Annotated in this window: 22 protein-coding genes; 1 reads left to right on the top strand and 21 read right to left on the bottom strand. The window is 31.5% G+C overall.

Features of this window, described 5'->3' with window-relative positions; genetic code table 11:
* Positions 1–216 precede the first annotated feature (216 nt).
* The 20 genes from MPH60_RS04135 to MPH60_RS04040 form a co-directional block, all read right to left on the bottom strand.
* Positions 217–705 (bottom strand): VanZ family protein, encoded by a 489-nt coding sequence (locus MPH60_RS04135; protein WP_241593264.1) that lies wholly within the window; start codon positions 703–705, stop codon positions 217–219.
* A complete protein-coding gene (locus MPH60_RS04130; RefSeq protein ID WP_241593266.1) occupies positions 702–851 on the bottom strand; it encodes a hypothetical protein in 150 nt (49 codons plus the stop codon). Before MPH60_RS04130 ends, MPH60_RS04135 begins: the two co-directional genes overlap by 4 nt.
* 572 nt (positions 852–1,423) lie before the next feature.
* Positions 1,424–2,716 carry a cellulase family glycosylhydrolase gene (locus MPH60_RS04125; protein ID WP_241593268.1) on the bottom strand — a complete coding sequence of 431 codons (1,293 nt, stop codon included), beginning with the start codon at positions 2,714–2,716 and terminating at the stop codon, positions 1,424–1,426.
* A 539-nt stretch (positions 2,717–3,255) separates the two neighbouring features.
* The gene (locus MPH60_RS04120; RefSeq protein ID WP_241593272.1) at positions 3,256–4,107 is read right to left on the bottom strand and encodes a glycosyltransferase; all 852 of its coding nucleotides are present in this window, start codon (positions 4,105–4,107) and stop codon (positions 3,256–3,258) included.
* A gap of 98 nt (positions 4,108–4,205) precedes the next feature.
* Positions 4,206–5,234, bottom strand: a complete 1,029-nt coding sequence (gene rfbB, locus MPH60_RS04115; RefSeq protein ID WP_241593273.1) for a dTDP-glucose 4,6-dehydratase — start codon at positions 5,232–5,234, stop codon at positions 4,206–4,208.
* On the bottom strand, positions 5,235–6,089 hold the full coding sequence (gene rfbD / locus MPH60_RS04110; RefSeq protein ID WP_241593275.1) for a dTDP-4-dehydrorhamnose reductase: 855 nt from the start codon (positions 6,087–6,089) through the stop codon (positions 5,235–5,237). It abuts the gene before it with no gap.
* Position 6,090: 1 nt separating this feature from the next.
* Entirely contained in the window at positions 6,091–6,654 is a 564-nt protein-coding gene (gene rfbC / locus MPH60_RS04105; protein WP_241593276.1) for a dTDP-4-dehydrorhamnose 3,5-epimerase, read from the bottom strand.
* A gap of 15 nt (positions 6,655–6,669) precedes the next feature.
* The gene (rfbA, locus tag MPH60_RS04100; RefSeq protein ID WP_241593278.1) at positions 6,670–7,548 is read right to left on the bottom strand and encodes a glucose-1-phosphate thymidylyltransferase RfbA; all 879 of its coding nucleotides are present in this window, start codon (positions 7,546–7,548) and stop codon (positions 6,670–6,672) included.
* A gap of 165 nt (positions 7,549–7,713) precedes the next feature.
* Positions 7,714–8,859 (bottom strand): glycosyltransferase, encoded by a 1,146-nt coding sequence (locus MPH60_RS04095; RefSeq protein WP_241593280.1) that lies wholly within the window; start codon positions 8,857–8,859, stop codon positions 7,714–7,716.
* A 110-nt stretch (positions 8,860–8,969) separates the two neighbouring features.
* Positions 8,970–10,403, bottom strand: a complete 1,434-nt coding sequence (locus tag MPH60_RS04090; RefSeq protein WP_241593282.1) for a lipopolysaccharide biosynthesis protein — start codon at positions 10,401–10,403, stop codon at positions 8,970–8,972.
* Positions 10,396–10,938, bottom strand: coding sequence for a serine O-acetyltransferase (locus MPH60_RS04085; RefSeq protein WP_241593284.1), 543 nt, complete (start codon positions 10,936–10,938; stop codon positions 10,396–10,398). Before MPH60_RS04085 ends, MPH60_RS04090 begins: the two co-directional genes overlap by 8 nt.
* A gap of 95 nt (positions 10,939–11,033) precedes the next feature.
* A complete protein-coding gene (locus MPH60_RS04080; RefSeq protein ID WP_241593290.1) occupies positions 11,034–11,993 on the bottom strand; it encodes a GDP-mannose 4,6-dehydratase in 960 nt (319 codons plus the stop codon).
* Positions 11,994–12,008: 15 nt separating this feature from the next.
* A complete protein-coding gene (locus MPH60_RS04075) occupies positions 12,009–12,950 on the bottom strand; it encodes a glycosyltransferase (protein WP_241593292.1) in 942 nt (313 codons plus the stop codon).
* Positions 12,943–14,181, bottom strand: coding sequence for an O-antigen polymerase (locus tag MPH60_RS04070; protein WP_241593294.1), 1,239 nt, complete (start codon positions 14,179–14,181; stop codon positions 12,943–12,945). The genes MPH60_RS04075 and MPH60_RS04070 overlap by 8 nt, the downstream gene beginning before the upstream one ends.
* Positions 14,182–14,404: 223 nt before the next feature.
* A complete protein-coding gene (locus tag MPH60_RS04065; RefSeq protein ID WP_241593296.1) occupies positions 14,405–15,736 on the bottom strand; it encodes a UDP-glucose dehydrogenase family protein in 1,332 nt (443 codons plus the stop codon).
* A gap of 242 nt (positions 15,737–15,978) precedes the next feature.
* Positions 15,979–16,665: a sugar transferase gene (locus tag MPH60_RS04060; protein ID WP_245406397.1), complete on the bottom strand. Its 687-nt coding sequence runs from the start codon at positions 16,663–16,665 to the stop codon at positions 15,979–15,981.
* Entirely contained in the window at positions 16,658–17,545 is an 888-nt protein-coding gene (gene galU / locus MPH60_RS04055; protein WP_241593298.1) for a UTP--glucose-1-phosphate uridylyltransferase GalU, read from the bottom strand. The genes MPH60_RS04060 and galU overlap by 8 nt, the downstream gene beginning before the upstream one ends.
* A gap of 214 nt (positions 17,546–17,759) precedes the next feature.
* Positions 17,760–18,527 carry a tyrosine-protein phosphatase gene (locus MPH60_RS04050; protein WP_241593300.1) on the bottom strand — a complete coding sequence of 256 codons (768 nt, stop codon included), beginning with the start codon at positions 18,525–18,527 and terminating at the stop codon, positions 17,760–17,762.
* Positions 18,528–18,619: 92 nt separating this feature from the next.
* On the bottom strand, positions 18,620–19,312 hold the full coding sequence (locus tag MPH60_RS04045) for a CpsD/CapB family tyrosine-protein kinase (RefSeq protein WP_241593302.1): 693 nt from the start codon (positions 19,310–19,312) through the stop codon (positions 18,620–18,622).
* A complete protein-coding gene (locus MPH60_RS04040; RefSeq protein ID WP_241593303.1) occupies positions 19,305–20,045 on the bottom strand; it encodes a YveK family protein in 741 nt (246 codons plus the stop codon). The genes MPH60_RS04045 and MPH60_RS04040 overlap by 8 nt, the downstream gene beginning before the upstream one ends.
* A gap of 198 nt (positions 20,046–20,243) precedes the next feature.
* On the opposite strand from MPH60_RS04040, the gene MPH60_RS04035 reads away from it, so the two are divergent.
* Positions 20,244–21,026 (top strand): SGNH/GDSL hydrolase family protein, encoded by a 783-nt coding sequence (locus MPH60_RS04035; RefSeq protein ID WP_241593306.1) that lies wholly within the window; start codon positions 20,244–20,246, stop codon positions 21,024–21,026.
* A 49-nt stretch (positions 21,027–21,075) separates the two neighbouring features.
* On the opposite strand, the gene MPH60_RS04030 is transcribed toward MPH60_RS04035, so the two are convergent.
* Complete coding sequence (locus tag MPH60_RS04030) at positions 21,076–21,843, bottom strand: tyrosine-protein phosphatase (protein WP_241593307.1); 768 nt, start codon at positions 21,841–21,843, stop codon at positions 21,076–21,078.
* Positions 21,844–22,605 lie beyond the last annotated feature (762 nt).

Here is a 22,605-nt window from a genome sequence, read left to right as displayed (position 1 = left end):
CCTCCAACCCTATCCAGAATCCAGTTCTTCACTTTCTTAAGTATCGGCCTGCAAATCTTACTGAATGGTCTCTACTTAACGATATTGCACATATTCTGCTGGATTAATCGCAGGTTCCAAACGTTTCAACCACTCGGACAATGAAAAATCATACAAACAACAAAAAAAGCATGTTGTAAACATGCTCCTTAATTAAATGTATTGAAAATGAGTGCTTCAGATCCGATGACGCCTTCTCCTTCGATAAATGAAAAGAAAACAGAAGATTCCAAGCAAACCGCCAAACGTGTCCAGCATGACATCCTGCCATAAAGGGGTACGGCCACCGGTTAGTTTTTGATGCAGTTCATCTGCACTCGCATAAAAAAGGACACATATAAGAGCCACCGAAAACGAAAGAATAGGATTTCTTACATAACTTTGCCAAACCCCCAACGTCAATAAACCAAACACAAAAAAGATAAAAAGATGGGCACCCTTCCGAATGAAAAACTCCACAAAACCACTCACTCCAGCTGTATGGGCACTAACCTCAACCCCTCCATACATGAATGAAATGCCACTTAGCTTATCATACCAATACGGCGTATTGAACTGCTCCAAAAAAGGGGTAACGCTTTGCTCCTCATATGTCTGCGAGGAAAAAAAGAAGATCAGCATCGCCCATAAAATGAGCAGAATGGGGAATATGTATTTACGGATCATACTCTATCAGGCTCCTCCATGATCCCGCTTATTTTCTCCTTAAGCTCCTCCACAAGCTCATTTACAGTAACATCCTGCCCAGACTCTCCTTTTACAAAAGAGTCTTTTAAAATATCAAAAAAATCCATTTGAAATTTCCACTCCAATATAATAGAGCCACCACATCAGACTTTTATCATATTCCTTCTTTTCAAAAATAAGGAATTTAGCTCTTTTATTTGATAATTACATATAGAGTGGGGATTGGCAAGTGGGAAACACCTGATGAGTTACAATATCCAACACTATTTTTGTTAAAGAGATGGAACGATTAATAAACAGTTTTTGTATATAGATAAACACTACAAAGAAATCAAAAATGGACTGATTCCTCAGCCTCTACGATAATATGTTAAAATTGGCACGATAAATAAGTCATTAATAAAAGCCAATCTAAAATATAATCTGAGTATCATAATTTTTTTCTTTAGACCTTACATTAAATATAAGAATGAAGTCAAGAAAGCTATTTTAGATCTTTATCACTCGGGAATTCATTAAGATTTTAGTCACTAAAATGACATTTCAGAAGGAACGTTTTTTTATGGGTTAATAATTTGCCCTTAATGATTTAAAGCCAGAGTCTATGACTCTGGTAATAATCTTAATCGATGATATCCTGCGAAGTGAATCTCATGTTTTCATTAATTTTAAATTTATTTATTAGATTCTTTTCGGTTTATTCAATAATAAGGTAACACGGACTACCCGAAAGCTTCAAACTTAGCTGATCTTGATTCCATTCTATTTCCTGCTTTTCTCCTAATATTGATATTAATTTTCCTTTCCCCGAAGGATAATTAAGAGATAAATAGTGATTAGGACCAGTAGTCCAAAAAACAATTACTTGTTTACCTTCACTATTGCTAAATTTTAATATATAATCGTCTCGCTGTCCGACTTCTATTTTTTCTTTAAAACTATATCCACTCAATATACTAGAAAAAGCTTTCAGAGCATAATAACTACTCTTTGGTTTATTTTCATCCCACATTAACCCATAATTATCATGCATATTATTTGAATCATCTCCGCTATTTTTCCATTCATACAAGATGCTAATTGGTATCCCCTTTGAGTGATTCACAAGCAACATACGAATGATATCCTTTGCTTGATTTAATTCTCCATTTTCAAGATTGTTAGAATTTTTAACATGATAACCCCATTCTCCAGATAAAATTGGAACGGGTTTATTTGTATACTTCGATATTATATTTTTTAAATTGTTATAATCCACAACTACTGTCTCTGGATTAGTAACTCTATAAGGATGAACAGATACTGCATCAATATCCTCTAATATTCCTTGACTAAATACTTCCTTAAACCATTCAAGAGACTTCCCACTTATTCCTGAAACAGCAGGAGCAACAATAATACCAGTATGATCACTTTCTTTTATAACTGATGCTACACGTTTAACTAAAAGGACATAATCACTATAACTAGGTTGATCCTGCCAATAATAAGGAAGATTTGGTTCGTTCCATATTTCCCAAATAGCTCCCTGATCTTTATATCTCTTTGTTGCAGCCATAACGAAATTTGAATAAGCTGTTCTTCCTTCATCAGTTACTATTGATCTTTTTTTTTCATATAAACTATTTGAATAAGCAAGTATAAAGTAAGGTTTAATTCCATATTTCTTTAGCTTTGCCACTATATTATCAAAGCCAGGACTACTAAAATCGTAAATTCCTTTTTCATTTTCAATAAGTGTCCATGCAAGATCAAATCTAGCCCACTTAACTCCCGCATCTTTCATTAATTGAAACTCATGGTCTGTTGGTTGTCCATAGATATGGACTCCGATACCTTCTGGAATAGTTTTCGAATCCTCAAAAACTCCTTCTTCTTTAATGTCTTCTTTAGGATTTTCCTTGGCAAAAAAGATATAGAAGACCATAGATAAAAAGAATAAAACTACAATTATTAATGCTAACTTTCTACTTGAATCTATATTTTTCAAATTCCTTCCCCTTCCCTCTCATATTTTCACTATAATAGTAAAAGCTATTCTGGTTCCGCTCAAATAATCTTTACAAACCCATATTAAAAAAGTTTATATAGCTGTTTACTCAAAGCTTTCTATAAAAGAGGTAACTTGAATTACTAAAATATGTCTGTTTCAACTGTATCTTTTGAAAATAATTCACTACTTAAAATAATAAATAATTGAAACTGTATCAGAATAACCCGAATAATGGTCTCTTTTAAAAAAAGTCCAAATATTCGGGTTATAATTTAATAATCTTACATAAAATAATTCCTGACTCTTAATGCAAGCTTGAAGAATTCGTTTTCCATTTCTTTAATATGAAAGATAAAGATATTTGTTAAATACACCACTCATTTATCATGTCTATTTAGGTTGCTAAGTAGTAAGTACCACTTGGATAAGTCCGTACTTATTTTTCTATTTATTTACTGTAAAATAAAAAGCTCATATTATCATATTTCTCATAATATAATTATAAGGGATAATTGATTGGTTCTTCTAGAGGCTATTTATTTGTTATAGCCCTTTTTATAAGCAACAAACCTTGTAGTTAAATCTATAAATAATAGAGTTAAATCTTTAATTTTAAATTGTTTAAGTAACTTTGAAACTAGATATTTTAATAGCTTTCTCCCTTCATTCAAAGAAGAGTATTCCTTTAATCTCCCTTGGTACCTTTTTTCAAAGGATCCAATTAATTTATATCTATTAAAAGCACTTCTTATTTCAAAATCATGACTATGGTATACAATACTTTTAGAGTTGTAAAGAATACTTTTTCCACTTTCTATTACATTTAGGGCATAAATAACATCTTCATTTGTGCCTACTTCAAAATCATATCCACCCAATTCGATAAATATTTCTCTTAAGGTTGCAGATGAAGAATCAGAATAAAAAATTGTTTTTCTTCCCCACTCTTCTTTAGTATCTTTATTACAAATTCTATCATAATCTGGATAGTTAAATTCTCTAATCAATCTTTCTGTTTCCGAAGCGGTCGTATATGCAACTTGACGAGAGTAAGTTGCAACTATTTCATTTTTCTCCAGTAATGGCATAACTAGATTTGAAAGCCAAAATTCATTATAAGGAATAATATCCTGAGTAATAAAAACTAAAACATTTCCCGTACCTCTTAAAGCAGCCTCATGCCTAGTCTTTGCATGATTAAAATTTTCAACTAAAAAAGCAACATCACATAGACTTAAAGCTTTTTCCAAACTTTTATCATTAGATTTACTAACAGCACCAATGATTTCCACATCATAGTTTATTTCTTGTTTTCTAATTTCTCCAATAAGTTTGTCTAAATATTTTTCTCCATTATAAATTGGTAAAATGATAGATACTTTATTCATAATATCTCCTCTGTAACCACCGTAATAACTCATTGCCATTCATCTAACAAAAATCAAGCTTAATAGCAAAATTGTCTTAAAGGATTGGATTCATATATTTATTTCTTATTTAATGTATATTGCTTTTCAAAATAGCTTTGGTATTCACCACTAATAATCTGTTCCCACCACTCTTTATTATCAATATACCATTGAATGGTTTGAGCTATACCTGTTTCAAAGGTGTAAGTCGGTTTCCAACCAAGTTTCTCTAGTTTAGTAGGATCAATTGCATACCGTTTATCATGTCCTAGTCGATCTTTAACAAACTTAATCAGATCCTCTGATTTACCTAATGTATTTATAATTGTTTTAACTACTTGTAGATTAGTTCTTTCATTATGCCCACCTACATTATAGACTTCTCCATTAACTCCTTTGTGTAATACTAGATCAATCGCCGAACAGTGATCTAATACATGCAACCAATCACGAATATTATTTCCATCACCATATACTGGTACTTTTAAATCATTTAAAACTCGAGAAATTGTCAAAGGTATAAGTTTTTCTGGGAAATGAAATGGACCATAGTTGTTTGAACAGCGAGTTATAATTACAGACAAACCAAATGTCTCATGATATGATCGAACCAATAGGTCAGATGAGGCTTTACTTGCACTATATGGACTATTAGGTTGTAAAGGTGTTTCTTCTGTAAAGAATGTTGTTGGATTAAAATCTAATTCACCATACACCTCATCTGTTGAAACATGAACAAATTTTTTAATATTATTAAGTCTAGCAGCATCTAATAGCACTTGTGTTCCGAGGACATTCGTTTGAACAAATATTTCTGGTTCAGTTATGGAACGATCAACATGGCTTTCCGCTGCAAAATGAACGACAAAATGAAACTTTTCTTTTTCAAATAGAGCTAGAACCGCTTCTCGGTTAGTAATATCTTCTTTTATAAAATGGTAATTGTTTTCTGTTAGTATATCTTTGTGTTTTGAAAGATCACCTGCATAAGTTAATAAATCTAAATTATATATTTCATATTGTGGATATTTAGTTACCATATACTGAACAAAGTTCCCACCAATAAACCCTGCTCCACCTGTTACGAGTATCTTTTTTCTAGTCATTTATTTCACCTCTTGTACTAGTTCATTTAAGTAGTGACGCAAAGCATCCTGCCATTTACGTAATTGTTTAAAATCATTCTCAACTAGCTTTTGCTTTGACATACGCGAATTCTTTGGCCGTTTAGCACGTGTCAAAAATTGTTCTGTTGTAATCGAATTGACTTTAACATTTATGTTTACTTGTTTAAAGATCTCAGTAGCAAAATCAGCCCAACTACAAAACCCTTCATTAGTAGCATGATATGTTCCATACTTATTTCCTTGAATCATATTGATTAACAAGCTAGCTAAATCAAAGGTGTAAGTAGGAGAGCCAAATTGATCACCGACAACATTTATTTCGTTACGATTTTCTGATAAACGAAGCATAGTTTTAATAAAGTTACTTCCATTAACACCAAACACCCATGAAACTCTAATAATAAACACTTCATTTAATATGTCTTGTACAACATATTCTCCTTCTAGTTTGGTTAAACCATAATATCCAATTGGATTAGGTCTATCGGTCTCTGAAAAAGGTATTTCTCCTTCTCCATCAAATACATAGTCTGTACTAATATACATAAATTTAGCGCCAATCTCATTAGCAGCAGTTGCTAAATATCTTGTTCCTTCCACATTAACATTCCAACAATTTTCTTTATCATCTTCAGCATTATCTACTCCAGTATATGCTCCACAATGTATGATGGCATCAGGGTTTAATCCTTTAATATAACGGTATACTTCTTGTTCGTTAGTAATATCTAAATCTTTAGATCCTACTCCTATCATATCTAATTTATGATTTAATCCTTCAAGAACAACATCATATCCAAGTTGTCCAGTATAACCTGTTACTAAAATTTTCATCTTATGTCTCTCCATAGAAAAAATTATTTTCCGCTTCTTTAAATAGAGGTGCATTTTTATCCTTTTTTGATAATATCGGGGTAATACCCATAGGCCACTTAATTCCTATAGCTTTATCATCCCAGATAATACCGCGGTCACATTGTGGGTGATAAAGCTCATCCACTTTATATTGGACTTCAACTTCATCAGTTAAGGTCATAAAGCCATGTGCAAACCCCTTAGGAATTAATAGCTGTTTTTTATTCTCAGAGGTTAATTCTATACCCAACCACTTGCCATAGGTAGGGCTTTCTTTACGAATATCAACAGCAACATCATAAATAGCCCCTCTTGTACAACGAACTAACTTTGTTTGTGCTTTGGGATTTAATTGATAATGTAAACCTCGTAATGTACCTTTTTGGGATGAAAATGATTGATTATCTTGTACAAAATCTATATTAATCCCAGCTTCTAAAAATTTAGCAGAGCTAAATGTCTCCATAAACCACCCACGATGGTCTCCATACACATCTGGTTCGATCACCTTTACACCCTGTAAATAAGTTTCAATGACTTTCATAATCCACCTCTTTAATTAATATTTAATATCACCATTTGCAACTTTTAATAGATATTGTCCATATCCTGTTTTTGATGATTTTTCTCCTGACTCTATTAATTGTTCTTTTTCAATCCATTGATTGATATATGCAATTTCTTCAGGTGCAGCAATTTTTATTCCTTGATGTTCTTCTACAGTTCGAACAAAATTCGTAGCATCTACCAAGCTTTGATGGGTACCTGTATCTAACCAGGTAAACCCACGCCCAAGAAGCCCTACTTCTAGGTTTCCTGTTTTTAGATACTCTTCATTAACTGATGTTATTTCTATTTCACCACGCGTAGAAGGGATTACATTTTTTGCAATTTCAATTACACTATTATCATAAAAATACAATCCTGTGATAGCATAATTGGATTTTGGTATTTCTGGTTTTTCTTCAACGCTTATCACTTTGTTATTTTCGTCAAATTCCACAACACCAAATCGTTCAGGGTCTGACACGTGATACCCGAATACTGTTGCACCAATTTCCTTTTTTGCAGCACGTTGTAATATATTTCTCATGCCACTACCGTAAAAAATATTGTCCCCTAAGATCATTGCAACTGAATCATCGCCAATAAACTCCTCACCAATAATAAACGCTTGTGCTAATCCTTCAGGTTTTGGTTGAATTTTATAACTTAGGTTTATACCAAATTGTGCTCCATCTCCTAATAAAGCTTCAAATCGTGGGGTATCCTCTGGTGTTGATATTATTAGAATCTCTCGAATTCCTGCTAACATCAAAGTAGACAAAGGGTAATAAATCATAGGTTTGTCATAAATTGGTAATAGTTGTTTACTTGTAACCATGGTTAATGGGTATAACCTCGTCCCACTGCCGCCTGCTAAGATAATACCTTTCATTTATAAATTTCCTCCAAATAAATAATTTTAATAATAGTTATAAGATATTGACCTTGATTACTAAAAAATATGATTAACTAATGAATTAATATAAATCTCTTAGAACTTATATAATTCTAAAATAATTATGTATTATCCACGGACTCTAAGATACAAAAGTTTTAATCACATTTCTTCGTTTTTACTTTTTAAAACTTCTTTATAGCCAATATAAGAATTGTCAATTACATTTTCCCATTTATAACTTTTCATTTTATTAAACAATTCTATATCATTTTTTTGGTTCTTAAAGGCTAGAGCGACATTTTCTTTAATGGATTCGGAGTTTGATGGATCACAATAAAAGGCATTATCTCCCAGATACTCTTTAATATAGCTGTTTTTAGATGTAACAATTTCACAGCCAGAAAGCGCAGCCTCAATATCAACAAGTGGAACTACTTCAAACCAAGACGGTAACACGTGTACCCTTGCGTTTTTATAAAGATTCATTATTTTATCATGATCTACTTTGCCTAAATAAAAATAATTTTTATTGTCTATTAACTTTATAAATTCTTGAAAATATTTTTTCTGTTTTGGATTCTTTGCTCCCACAAATATTATTTTATAATTAGTATTTTTCAATGCATTTATTAGACCTATTTGATTTTTCCGATTTTCAATACGTGCAACACATAATATATAGTTGGTAATTTGTTGACCATGAACGTCAATTTCTTTTTTATTCAAATCATTATTTTCAATATAATCAACACCATTTGGTACAACTAAATAACGATCGTGAGAAATATTTAATTCTTCTTTAAAACAGTTATATTCTTCTTTAGCTATTGGAAAAAGAATATCAGCTTCTTCTAGAACTAACCTTTGTTGTTCAACGTACCCAATTTCTAGTTGCTTTAAAGTTGGTTGAAATTGCTTAGGATCTTTAATTGTCCTAATTAAATTTTTTAATCCCTCTACAAAGGTTTTATTAGGAATTAGGGTATTTAAAAGTTTTAATAAACCTACGCGTCCATTTTTCTCATAATTTCCGAGCGCTACCAAACTATGATAAATAGGTGTAACAACTACTGGCTTATTTTGTCTTTTTGCATTTTGTAATTGTGTATATGTTTCATGAACCCGTGTTACGTTAAACAAATGAACTAAATCATAACTATCTAAATTTGGCTTTAACTCTGTTGATATGTCTATAGAAACATCTTCATATTTTTTTTCTAGAGCTTCTTTTGTTTTCATCATTTGAATTGTATCCCCACCAGGTACTGAAAACACATCTCTTCTATTTTGCATTAATATTTTCAAAAATTGCCACCCCTACTTCACTAAATTATGACATCTTGTGTCTGAATATATATTCTTAATTATCTTTAATAAAAAATATTGAAAAAGTTTCTAGCTCATTTTATAAAAGATTATCTTGCAGTCCTTTTGTTACTAATTGAAATCTTAATCGACAATAAAATTTCTTTAATGATATTCCGATCATAAATTATAAGTAAAAAAAGGAAAATGATGTTAATAATATAGATTATATTGCTTGTTATTAATAAATTTAGTGTAGAAGCTATTATTAAAATAATTGTGTGGATTGCATAAAATTTTAATTTAAACTTGTACCACACTCTCCTGGATACAAGAGTCCTGATCCAAAAGTACAATATATAAGTAATTCCTATCGCAATTGATGCACCAACTGCATCGTATTGTTTAACTAGTACAATATTTATAATAAAATTTACTATTGCTAAAATAATAGAAATCCAAATATTATAATGAGTCTTTCTAGCAAATGCTATTCCAAGTCCTGTTGTTTCTCCCATAGTAAACATAATTGGGAAGAAAATCAAAAAAGGGACAATATAAATGACATCACTGTATTGTGTTGATAATATGAGAACAAATACTTTTTTCACAAATAAAATCAGTAAAAATATTATACTCATTGAACAGGTAAGATAGTGACTTATTTTAGTGAATTCTTTTGTATCTACTTTCTCATTTTCCCATTTATATGCTATTGGGATCCAAAAAGTAGAAAAGATAGTTTGGAATATTGTAAAAACCCCAACTACCTTTAACGCTGCAAAATATACGCCTAATTCACTAGGTGAAGAATACCTCTGTAAAATTATTCTATCTGTTGAGTTAATAAACCACATCAAAAAGGCCGTTGGAATAAAAGGGGTGCCGAACCTAAACATTTTATTAATTAGTTTTTTATTTAAATATTTATAACTAATACTAATGCTTTTTCTACAGTAAAATATTAGTATAAGATCAGTGATTATCTGTCCTGCAACATTTGCTGCGATGACAACAGTATAGTTTTTTGCCCAAAATAGAAGTAATAATAAAGTAAATAAAAATATTAACAATTTGCTTAGAATATTAAAGTACGAATAAATTAGACCCTTTTCTTGCATTCTTATATTAAGAAGGAGAAACCTCTCCAGAGTGATAAAGGGTATCCACAGAGCAAAAAGCTGTATTACAACTACATTGTTTTCATTAAATAATAATCCTGCTAATTCTTCATCAAAGAATAATATAAATATCGCTGTAACAAATGAAAATAATAAAGGGATTAAAAAACTAATAAATAATAATTCACGTTTATTTTCTCTTTCATTGTATTCACGAACAAATGATTGATCCATCCCTAAAAATATTAATGCTGTTGTTAAGGTTTGCATTAAAATAAAAATAGCTGTCTTTCCATATTCTTCTGGAGTAACCATCCATGTTATAACTGGAATAGTTAAGAAGTTTATTAAAGCTGCGCCAATGGGACCAATTGCAAAACTCATAAATAATTTAATTAGCCCTTGTTTACCTTTTTTACTCATATATAACACTTCTTTTGTGCTCTATAACCTTAGCGGGTATGCCTGCAACTACAGCTCCAGTTGCAATATCTTTGTTAACTACTGAATTAGTTCCAATTATCACGTTGTTTCCAACCTTTATATCACCGATTACTTTTACACCAGGATATATTTTCACATTATCCCCTATAATAGGGTACTTTATATCTTTTTTACCTATAGTTACTTGCTGAAATATATTAAAGTTTTCTCCTATACAGACTTCTTCTCCTATTACTATCCCATTTATGTGGTGTATATTAAATCCACCTTTAATTTTTGTATTAATTCCTATTTCTACACCGTATTTACTCATATTTCCATTTCTCAACAAGACGGCAAGTATGAAACATAGCTTGTTTTTAGTTGAGAGGTACGTCTGAATCCTATACCTAGTAACAACTCTAAAATTCAAATCTAATAGATATGCTTTTGTAAAATTTACTATAGAGAAGTCTTTCTTATATCTACTATAATAATCCTCTATAATTAACTTTTTTAAGGAACCTAAATTCATATTCTCTTCCCTCTCCCTGGAGGTAATTGCACCCTGATAGTTTACTTGATTTAATCTTTTTAATATTTATTGGATTTAAACTTACTTTCAATTTATTAATAGTTATTATTAAACCATTTGATAAATTTATTTATTCCTTGCTCAAAATCAGTTTTTGGATCATAGCCTATCATGGTTTGAGCTTTATAGATATTAGCAAAAGTACTATTAACATCTCCTGGTTGCATCGGAAGACTATTTAATTTCGCTCTAATACTTAATTCATTTTCCAATACATTTACCATTTCCTTTAAAGATATAGTTCTAGATTCACCTAAGTTTAATATCTCATATACATTAGTATTACTAACTAGATACTCTAATGACTTAACTATTCCATCTATAATATCATCAATATATGTATAATCCCTTTTTGTTGAGCCGTCACCATAAAACGGAATTTCTTTCCCCTCTTTAATCAGCTTGGTAAACTTGTGAATAGCTAAATCTGGCCTTTGTCTTGGTCCATATACAGTAAAAAAGCGTAGCGAAATTATATCTAAATTATACAAATCATGATAAACATGACAAAGGACCTCACCTGATTTTTTAGTTGCAGCATATGGTGATATTGAAAAGTCTACTACATCAGTTTCTGTAAAAGGAACTGTTTTATTATTACCATAAACTGATGATGAGGATGCAAAGATAAACTTTTTCACTCCATAATTTTTGCACATTTCAAGAAGGTGCATTGTTCCTCTAATATTTACATCCTGATATAACAATGGATCCTCGATCGATGGTCTAACTCCAGCCATCGCTGCTAAATGTATAACAGCATTAATCTTTTCCGTACTAAACAGTTTATCTAATAAAGTTAGATCTCTTATATCACCTTTAACCAATTTATAATTTTCATTTTCCATATTATTTTTTGTGTTTTCAAACTTTAATTTCGGATCATAATAATCATTAAAGTTATCTAAATTTATAACTTTTTCACCTTTTGCTAATAATAAATCACATAAATTTGAGCCTATAAAACCTGCTCCTCCTGTAACTAATATGGCCATTTGAATTAACCCCTTTTATAATTTTGATGAAAGTTTGAAAAATAATACATTTAATAATAGTTTTCTACTATAACTTGAATAAAATAAACACGATAACATCTTTGAAAATTTAACAAATATTTTTTTACTTCTTTTCAATTCTTCTATTTTCAATTGAGAATTCAAAAATTCTTCAGACTTTTTGGGACTATTATTCTCATTTAAATAACTTTCCAGTTTTTTAATACTAAAGCTATCCTGCTTATTTTTTTTTCTTTCTAAATATAACATTTTAATATATTCTGCGATTAAATGTTGTTTGAATGCCTTTGATATAGTTATACTATTTGCTCTAACTCTATACTGTATTAATTTTTCATCTATTAATAATATTTTATAGTCACTGGTTATCATTCGTAATAGAAAATCGTAATCCTGACTACATTCAAAGTTCCTGTATCCCTTAAGCTTTTCAAAAACTGATCTTCTCATTAGCCAAGATGGATGAACTAAAAAATTTATATATTTTAAACCTTTTTTTATTTGTCTATCTGTTTTATAACCTACTTTTTGAACATCAATTTCTTGTCCACTTTCATTAATTTTCACACAAGTGGATGCGACTAATCCAACTTCAGGATTCGCCATAAGTACCTCTACTTGTTTTTCTATTCTTTTGATATTTGAGATATCGTCAGCATCCATTCTAGCAATAAATATTCCTTTCGAATATGTGTATGCTTTATTTAAACTTAAAGCAAGTCCAATATTATCATCATTAATAATTACCTTCATATTTTTAAATTTACGATTATATTCTTCTAGAAAGTTTATAACTTCATAATTATTAGGATTATCAACAACTATAATAAGTTCAATCTTTTTATAAGACTGGAGTAGAATTGAATCAATTGATTCTTTTATCCAAGAAATATCTTCATTATATGTTGTCATTAAAACAGATACCAAACTATTCATAATTCGCCCCTCTCCTTTTATGCTTAAACATTTTAAATAAATATACAAAACCTAAAATTGGATAAAGACAAATAGCAAAAAAACTACTATAAAAAACGAAATTTAAAACTTGTAAAAGTAACAAACAATAACAAAGCCTACTAAAATCATTATCACTTGATTTCCTATATACCATGAATAGTAATGTGTAAAATAAAAAGTCGAAAATTAAAACGCCTGGTACTCCAAAATCTATTAAATAATAATAGTATGTTGTTGGAACAACTGCTGCACCGTTTATACTAATAATTCTAGAATTAAACTCTTGTAATGTGGGGTAATTTTCAAAAAAGTAGGTTAACATTCCGTTCAGATTCGCAAGCCCTAAAAAGTAAACATCATCATTAAGCCAATTTACTAATGATGTATTAAAATTATAAAAAGAAAGTGCATAGTATCCATAATACCAAGAAAAAATTTCTCCAAAAAACGTATGGTTAAGCAATTCACTTGTTATTCCTATTTCATATCCGTAACTTTGAGTCGTATAGCTTTCTATCCTAGTATTACCTATAGAAACAGCAGAATATATAAAAATTAATAATATGATACCTATTAAAAATGTTTTTTTAATATTAATTTTTCTATAATTAAATGCTAATATCATTAATAATGAGTTTAGGATAGCACTCCTAGAGCCTCTAGAAAGAGGAATAAATAAAACTATTAAGCACATCACTAAATATCTTTTTTGGGATGTTTTTTTGAACATATAAAAATTTAATAAAGGTAATAAAAACCGCGATACCGTATTTATCTCACGTAAGATTGGAACGTTTTCTAAGTGTACGTCCCCAGTTTCCGCAATACCAGTTATAGGAATTAAAAGACCTGTAATGATTATATTTTCATATAAATAACTTGTTGCATAGATTATATTTAATAATAATATAAATATTAAATTATTCTTTTTTAACTCTAAATTAAAAATTTGTTTTTTTGGAGTTAATACAAAAGAATAATACAGTATTAAAGTGGAAGAGAATAACATTATTAAATATACATAAGGATGATAATCAACTGTTTGATAAACTGAGAGCTTTATATTTGATAAGCAAAAGGGAATAAAAATAAATATACTTGTGAATAATACTGGATTAAAGTAGTCTTTATATTTTTTCAATAATAAACTATATGAGATGCCTTGTTGAAATAAAATTAACAATATTATCAGTACTTTTATTAAATACATTTAATACCTCTTTTGTATAGGTTATACCTCATTGATAATAAACTTATAGGTTTGACACACTTTGTGATCCTTAACGCCTTGCAAATTGAAAGACAAAGCAATTAATATCCAACCCAAAATTTATTGTAGGGTTGGATATATTGGGGATATACTAAAAAACTCACTGTTTAAATAATGAGGCTATATCCAGTGAAAACTATGCTTTCAAAGTTTTTTAACCATCCTAGTTATTAATACTAAGTAACTTAATATTTCTCACTGAGGGCCTTCCCATAGAATGATATTCTACGTTATAACTTTCTATTTTTTTAAGATCAAAACAATTTCGACCATCAAATATAACCGGAAACTTCATATGTTCTACAAATAAACCTAAATCTATATCTTTAAATTCATTCCATTCGGTTAAAATTAACACAGCATCCGCGCCCTTCAAAGCCTCTATTGTATTCGATACATAATTTACTTTTAAATCGAGTATCCTTTTAGCATTCTCCATAGAAACTGGATCATATGCAACAACATTTGCCCCATTATCAATCAAATGTTTCGTTATAATTATTGATGCTGATTCTCTCATATCATCTGTATTGGGTTTAAAAGACAAACCTAATATAGCAACTTTTAAACCTTCTAAATTTCCAAATCGTTCTTCCAATTTACTAAGTATTATTTCTTGTTGTTTTTGATTAACTCGAATAACACCTTTTAACAATTCAAAATCATATTCTACGTTACCTGCGATATTTACAAGTGCTTTAGTATCTTTTGGGAAACACGAACCACCATAACCTATCCCTGCATTTAAGAATTGTGAGCCAATTCTATTATCCTGACCCATACCATTTGCAACATCTTCTACATTTGCTCCAATTTTTTCACATAAGTTTGAAATCTCATTAATAAAACTAATCTTTGTTGCCAGGAACGCATTAGCTGCATATTTAATCATTTCAGCACTCCGAATATCTGTTTTAAAAACTGGGATACCAAAAGGTTTATTTATTTCTTCTATTATTTTAGCAGCATTTCCATTATCTGATCCAACTACTATTCTATCCCCGTTAAAAGAATCAAAGATTGCAGCACCTTCACGTAAAAACTCAGGATTGGATACAATTTCAAAGTTAACGTTATTAACTAGATTGTTTTGTATTACTTCTTTAACCCAGTCATTTGTTCCTACAGGTACTGTACTTTTAGTAACAACTATTACATCACTTTTAATATGAGTTGCAATATCCCGTGCAACCTGCTCAATATAAGATAGGTTAGCGGAACCATCTTCTTTTTCTGGGGTACCAACAGCAATGTAGATTACATCTGCACCTTCAAACCCTTCTTCATGATTAGTTGTGAAGAATAGTCGGTTTTCACCAAGATTTTTTATCATTAGCTCATCCAACCCTGGTTCAAAAATCGGAGATATACCCGCACGCATTTTATTCACTTTATTTTGATCAATATCTATGCATGTTACTGTATGTCCAATCTCAGATAAACAAGTACCAGTTACAAGTCCAACATAACCAGTACCAACAACTGTAATTTTCATGATACCACCTCTTCTAATCTATATAAGTCAAAATAAAATAACTAATGAAAAAATTCACTAGTAAATACTCTTCCTTAAAAAATTTTATAATTTTTTCACTTTATACATTTACAGATTTCCATTACAAAGACCTAGCCTTAATATTGATATTTAAAAGGTAGACCCTATAATTTAAATGATCTTTCTGAACTTAGTAATGCATTCACTAAAAAACTTATAATTAGCTTGGTTATAATGTGAATTTAATATGCACCCTTTTTAATAAATACAACAATAATAGTTTTAAATAAAATTTTGATATCAAATATAAATGATTTATTATAAACATAAAATAATTCTAAATCTACTCGCTCAGGATAGCCAACATTACTTCTTCCACTAACCTGCCAATACCCAGTAACACCTGGTTTAACAGATAAAAAAACTGATCGCTTAGAATCGTATTCTTCCAGTTCCTTTTCTACTACTGGCCTCGGTCCAACTAAACTCATCTCACCTTTTAGGACATTGATTAATTGTGGAATCTCATCTAGACTTGTTGCTCTAAGAAAACGACCAAACCTAGTTATTCTTGGATCCTCGTATGGTTCTAATTTATAGCTGTTAGCTATATATTTTTTATAAAGTTTCTTGTCTGCTTTTAGTTTTTCTTCTGCATTAACTAACATAGATCTAAATTTATAAATATAAAACTTTTGACCATTTTCACCTATACGTATTTGTTTAAAAAATACAGGTCCTTTTGACTCTCCAAACATATAAAAAATACTTATTAGTAGAAAGAGAGGGATGTTTAGAATTAGTCCAATTATTGCTCCAGTTAAATCCATTAACCTTTTAGTGAAATAATATAGCTTTGAGTTTTCAGCATTATTGTTAATTGTTGGCTCTGTCACTACTGTTCGTATTGAAGCATTAGATTTACCCAATTTTATCACTTCCCACTACCTCTAAGAGATTATCTAGATATTTAAATAAGTCATCTTTTATTTCTTCATTTTGAAGAGCAAACTCAATAGTAGTCTGAATGAATCCTAATTTCTCTCCAACGTCGAATCGTTTTCCTTCGAAGTCATAAGCAAAAACTCGTTGGATTTCGTTTAATTTTTGGATCGCATCTGTCAGCTGAATCTCTCCGCCTGCTCCCAGTTCTTGTTTTTCTAAGAACATAAATATTTCAGGCGTGAAAATGTACCGGCCCATGATTGCCAAATCGGATGGTGCTGTTCCTTGTGCAGGCTTTTCAACAAAGTTATTTACTTCGTAGCGTCGACCGTTTTGGTTACTTGGATCGACAATTCCATAACGATGGGTTTCTTCTTTAGGTACTGTTTGTACACCAATGACTGAAGATAAGGTTTTATCATATTCATTCATTAACTGTTTTAAGCAAGGAGTTTCCGCTTGGACGATATCATCACCTAGTAAAACAGCGAATGGTTCATTTCCAATGAATTTTCTGGCACACCAAACTGCGTGACCTAAACCCTTTGGTTCTTTTTGTCTAATGTAATGTATATCAACCTTGGAAGGAGCTTGGACCTTTTCCAGTAATTCGAATTTGTTTTTTTCCATTAAATTATTTTCCAGTTCGAATGCATTATCGAAATGATCCTCAATTGCACGCTTACCTTTTCCGGTTACAATAATGATATCTTCAATACCTGAAGCCACCGCTTCTTCGATGATATATTGAATGGTTGGTTTATCCACGATAGGAAGCATTTCCTTTGGCATAGCCTTAGTTGCTGGCAGGAACCTTGTCCCCAACCCTGCTGCTGGTATTATTGCTTTTTTTACTTTTTTCATTTTTTTTCCCCCTCTTGTTATTCGTGAGCATTTATTAAATAGTAATCTCGGATGCTGATAAATTATATGTATTTTCCTAATTATCGAAAAAAAGATTAAAAACTTGAAGATTTATTCCGATATATACTATGCCATACTGTTTGTTCTTCATTGAAAATTAGCAACATTCACAAAAAACAAAACAAATCTACCCATTAAAATGGGGCTTCGGAGATTAAAAAATCCCCAATATTTTTTTCTTTTTAATCTTTTCTGGAACCTCTTTATAAATCGTTTTACCTTCTACTAGCAATTCCGCATTATCTAGAAAAAGGTCAATATATTCTACACTGAATTTCTTTTCAATCACATCAAATGCTTCGTTCATTTTGAAGCTTCTACTTGTGATATTATGAGCATCTGATGCAATGAAATGTGTAAGATTAGATTCAATTAATTGCAGCGAAAACTTTTGAACGTTCTTTCCGAAGGCACCTGAAACACTGGCAGCAGTTACCTGGGTAAGTGTTCCGTTGTTCACAAACTTGTATAAAAGATCCGGATTTTCGATTAATTCCTGGTTTCGTTCTGGGTGGACGATAATCGGAGTCAAACGCTCGAATTGTATATCTGTAAGCAATTGTTCCGTATAACGCGGGACATGTGCAGATGGCAGTTCAATGAAAAGATACTTTTTTCCATCATTCAGTGTGATGATCTCTTCCAGTTCATAGTCTTTCAAAATCTCTCCATATATCCTTGTTTCTTGACCTGGCAATAATTCCAACGGTATAGCTTCCGCTGTTAAAACAGCATTAAGTTCTGCTACTCTGTGGATGATATCTTGTTTCCGATTTTCGTATTTCCCATTCATATGATGCGGCGTTGCAATGATCTTATGTATACCTTCTAAAACCGCCATTCTCGCCATCTCTAAACTGTCCTCAATCGATTTAGCTCCATCATCTATCCCGGGTAATATGTGGGAATGGATGTCTATCATATCTCCACCTCTTCCCTAATTCTTTTAACCTATTTAACTTACATTCATTACCTTATCAATATGATACAAAAACCAGGAAATAAGTAGTGATCTTACTTATTTCCGTAATAATAGTAGTATTGGCTGTTTTTTTGCATTTTTTTATTATTTAACACAACACCCAATAGGTTACATGAAGCTGCATTCAATAGTTCTTTTGCTTTCAACGCTTGTTCAGTTCCTGTTTTCCCGCTCGAGATTACAAGAATCGTTCCGTCACATTTGTTCGATAGAATTTGTGCATCCGTAACTGCCAAGACTGGTGGTGTATCCATGATAATGACGTCAAATTCTTCGTAGAAACGTTCGAATAATTCATTCATCGAGTTAGAGCCTAGTAATTCAGCCGGATTAGGCGGAATTGGACCGCTGGATAACACAAATAGATTTTTTTCATCCGTTTCAACGACAGCATCCTTCAAATCCATGCGTTTCGTTAAAACATTCGTCATTCCGAAGGTATTAGGTAAATTGAAGGTATAATGAACTGTTGGTTTTCTTAAGTCCGCATCCACAAGCAGAACCGTTTTTCCTTGCTGTGCAAATACGACAGCAAGATTGGCTGCTGTGGTGGATTTCCCTTCACCTGGTCCTGTAGAAGTGACCATGATCGAACGCACCTCTTCATCAACAGCAGAAAATTGAATGTTCGTCCGAATGGTACGGAATTGTTCCGATATCGGGGATTTCGGATTGAATTTCGCAATTAATTTTCTTTTAGTATCCAACTTTTTCTTTTTAGCCAATTTTTTCACCTCTTCCACGTGTTGCTGGCCTTTCCGAACGTAAGCTATTATCTCCTTGGCCATCAATTGTCCCAATTACTCCAAGGATAGGCAACCCTAGTTGCTTCTCAATATCTTGCTCTGTTTTTATTGAGTTATCCAAATATTCTAAAAGGAAAGCTAGTCCTACTCCTGCCATTAATCCGACAACCAAAGCAATAGCAATGTTAAGTAGTGGCTGAGGCTTGATTGGTGATGGATTTTCTTTATACTCTGCCTTTGCCAATAAAGTCACATTATCTACATTCATGATCTCGACGATTTGCTTTTGGAACACTTCTGCCGTTTTATTCGCAATATCCACTGCTGTTTTTGGATTTTCATCCTCGACAACGATATTGACAACCTGTGAATTTTGTTCACTCGCTACCGAAATTTTTTCGTTTAGCTCTGCTGCTGTCATGTCAAGATTAAGATCTTCTTTAACTAATTCCAATATCGCCGAACTTTTAATGATGACATTATATGTATTAATTAATTGAAGATTCGTTTGAACTTCGTTGTAATTATAAAGTGCTTCTTCATTCTTGGATTGATTGACTAGTAATTGTGTGGACGCCTGATAGATTGGCGTTAATAGAAAATAGCTGACAATACCGCTTACTAAAACAGCAAGTGCCGTAATGACGATGATTAGACTTAAACGTTTTCGCAAAGTTAAAACTAGGTCTTTTATACTTATTGTTTCTTCCATGATTCCCTCCAACTTTTAAATAACAGCATTGGTATTATAACACAAAACCTTGCCATTCATTGTTTTTTTTGTCATAATTTTAGGTAATTTGATATTTATATTAAATCTCATTTCCCTATATATTGGTATGGTTATTTGAAAATTGGTATAAATTACAAAAAAATAGTGTCTAAATGCGGCATATTATGGAGGAATCACATGAAGGCCTTTTTACCTACTTTTATTATTTTAGCATGCGTCGTATCTCTTGTTATGGGTAATATTCATTGGAACAATAAAATCTCTGATGCTAGTATCGGCCAGCCTAGTACAAAACAGTTGAAGGAGGAATCTAGTAAGATAAGTCCCAATAATGAAGAATCAGTAAAATTCATAGGAAATTGGCCGAAAGAAAGCAAAGAATTATATAAAAAAAGATTGGCAGAAGGGAAACCTTTTAAGATTTTGATGGTTGGTTCGAATTCCCTTGGCAATGAGGCGTATAACTTGCCTGATGATTTAGCTGACCAACTTAAAGATGTTTATGGAGACACCGTTCAAGTGGACGGTTTACTTTACGATTTAATGTCTTCACAATTTGTTAGCCAAAACAAACAAAAAGATTTAATAGAGGCCGAGGCCGATCTCATTTTATTCGAACCTTTCACACTAAAGGATAATGGGAATGTCGCCATTGAAGATTCTCTCGGAAATATCACGACGATTATTAATGATGTCACAGCAGCAAACAAAGAAACACAATTCATTCTGCAGCCCCCGAACCCTTTATATAATGCAACCTACTATCCTAACCAGGTGAAGGAATTGGAAAAGTATGCAAAAGACAAGGACATTCCTTATCTCAATCATTGGAGTAATTGGCCTGATCAAACATCAGATAAAATGATAGATGTCTTGAACGAAGAGCGGGAATTACCTAATGATAAGGGCTATAAAATATGGAGTTTTTATCTGGAAGAATTCTTTATTAAACAGTTTTAAAACAAAAAAAGCCACATCTACCATCACGGAGATGTGGCTTTTTTTGCATTTAAAATATACCTAAGAACTTTCTTGATTCTATTTTTTGGGGCATTTCCTTATAAACCAATTTCCCTTGAACAAGAAGCTCGGCATTGTCCATGAATAAATACCTCATATCCACACCAAACTTAGTTTCTATTTCAGAATAAGCCTCGGCCATATGGAAAGCACGGCTTTTCGTATTATGGGCATCAGATGCTAGATAGTGAGTCAAGTTTTTCTCAATGAGTTGAAAGGCAAACTTCTTAGTTTTCTTGCCAAAACCACCAACGATACTTTTTGCTGTTATCTGAGTCAAAGCTCCATGTTTAACCAACTTGTAAAGCTGATTTGGAGACTCCATAAACTCCAGATTCCTTTCTGGATGAACAATGATAGGCACTAGCCCTTTCATTTGCAATTCATATAATAAGGGCTCTGTATATGCAGGAACATGGTCTGACGGCAATTCGATGAACACATATCTTCCGCCATCGTTCAGTGTTAAGATTCTTTCGGCCTGATAATCTGCTAAAAGTTCTCCATAAATTCGGGTTTCCTGGCCTGCCAACACTTCCAAATCAATTGATTCAGCTTTCAATGCTTCGTTTAGTTCAGCCACTTTTTCTATAATATCAAATTTCTCATTTTCAAAAGAACCATTTTTATGATGAGGAGTGGCAAGGATGGTCCGTATACCCTCCGATACAGCAAGCTTAGCCATGGCTATACTCTCTGTAATGTGCTTAGCTCCGTCATCAACACCTGGTAATATATGGGAGTGTATATCAATCATCTATAAAACCTCTTTCCGCTCTATCGGACAAACTTCGTATTTATTTACACATAAATCTAACATTTTAATGAATTTTATACAAATAAATTTAATTGGTAATTTACTATTAAAGTTAGAGAGTAATAAAACGCATTATTCTAGTCATGATTATCATTGAACTACTGAATTATCTTTATTTAATTGATTAGATAGAGATTACTTTACATCTTACAGATGTTCTTTATAATGAACAATAGGAAAGAAGGCATGACTTTTATTTAATACCCAACCTAGAGACCTAGTTCACTAGATTTATCCTATCGTCTTTATGTTTTCATCTGAAATAAATTTCATGAACTTTTAAAGATATAAACGCAAGGACATGATTTCCCATCTTGTGTATTACAAAAGGGCAATTACTTATATTGTTTTAGCTGCTTATTAGCTCGTTACGGATCCAGGCTTTGTCTCAAACAACAAAATAAAAAGAGCCCTAGGGCTCTAAAATAAACTATTAATGATCAATTTTATCCATCCAATAAAAGAAATCCATAACGGTATGCTCAAAGATGTACCAAACAAAAGTCCTTTTAAGAAATTCCCTTCATTTTTACCTACCATATTGAACACACCTCTCGGCTTGGTTTTCTTGTGATAATTATAATTGAAAGCGCTTTCTATGTATATGAGGCATTTGAAGTAATTAGTTTGCAATTTTGAACCTAAGAATGATCAGGCGGATAACTGAGGAATTAAAACAATTCTCTAGGATTCATCATGAAA

It is taken from the genome of Peribacillus sp. Aquil_B1 (assembly GCF_022603275.1).
GTDB lineage: Bacteria > Bacillota > Bacilli > Bacillales > DSM-1321 > Peribacillus.
Note: the sequence above shows the minus strand (reverse complement) of the source record. Positions and strands in the feature narration are given on the sequence as shown.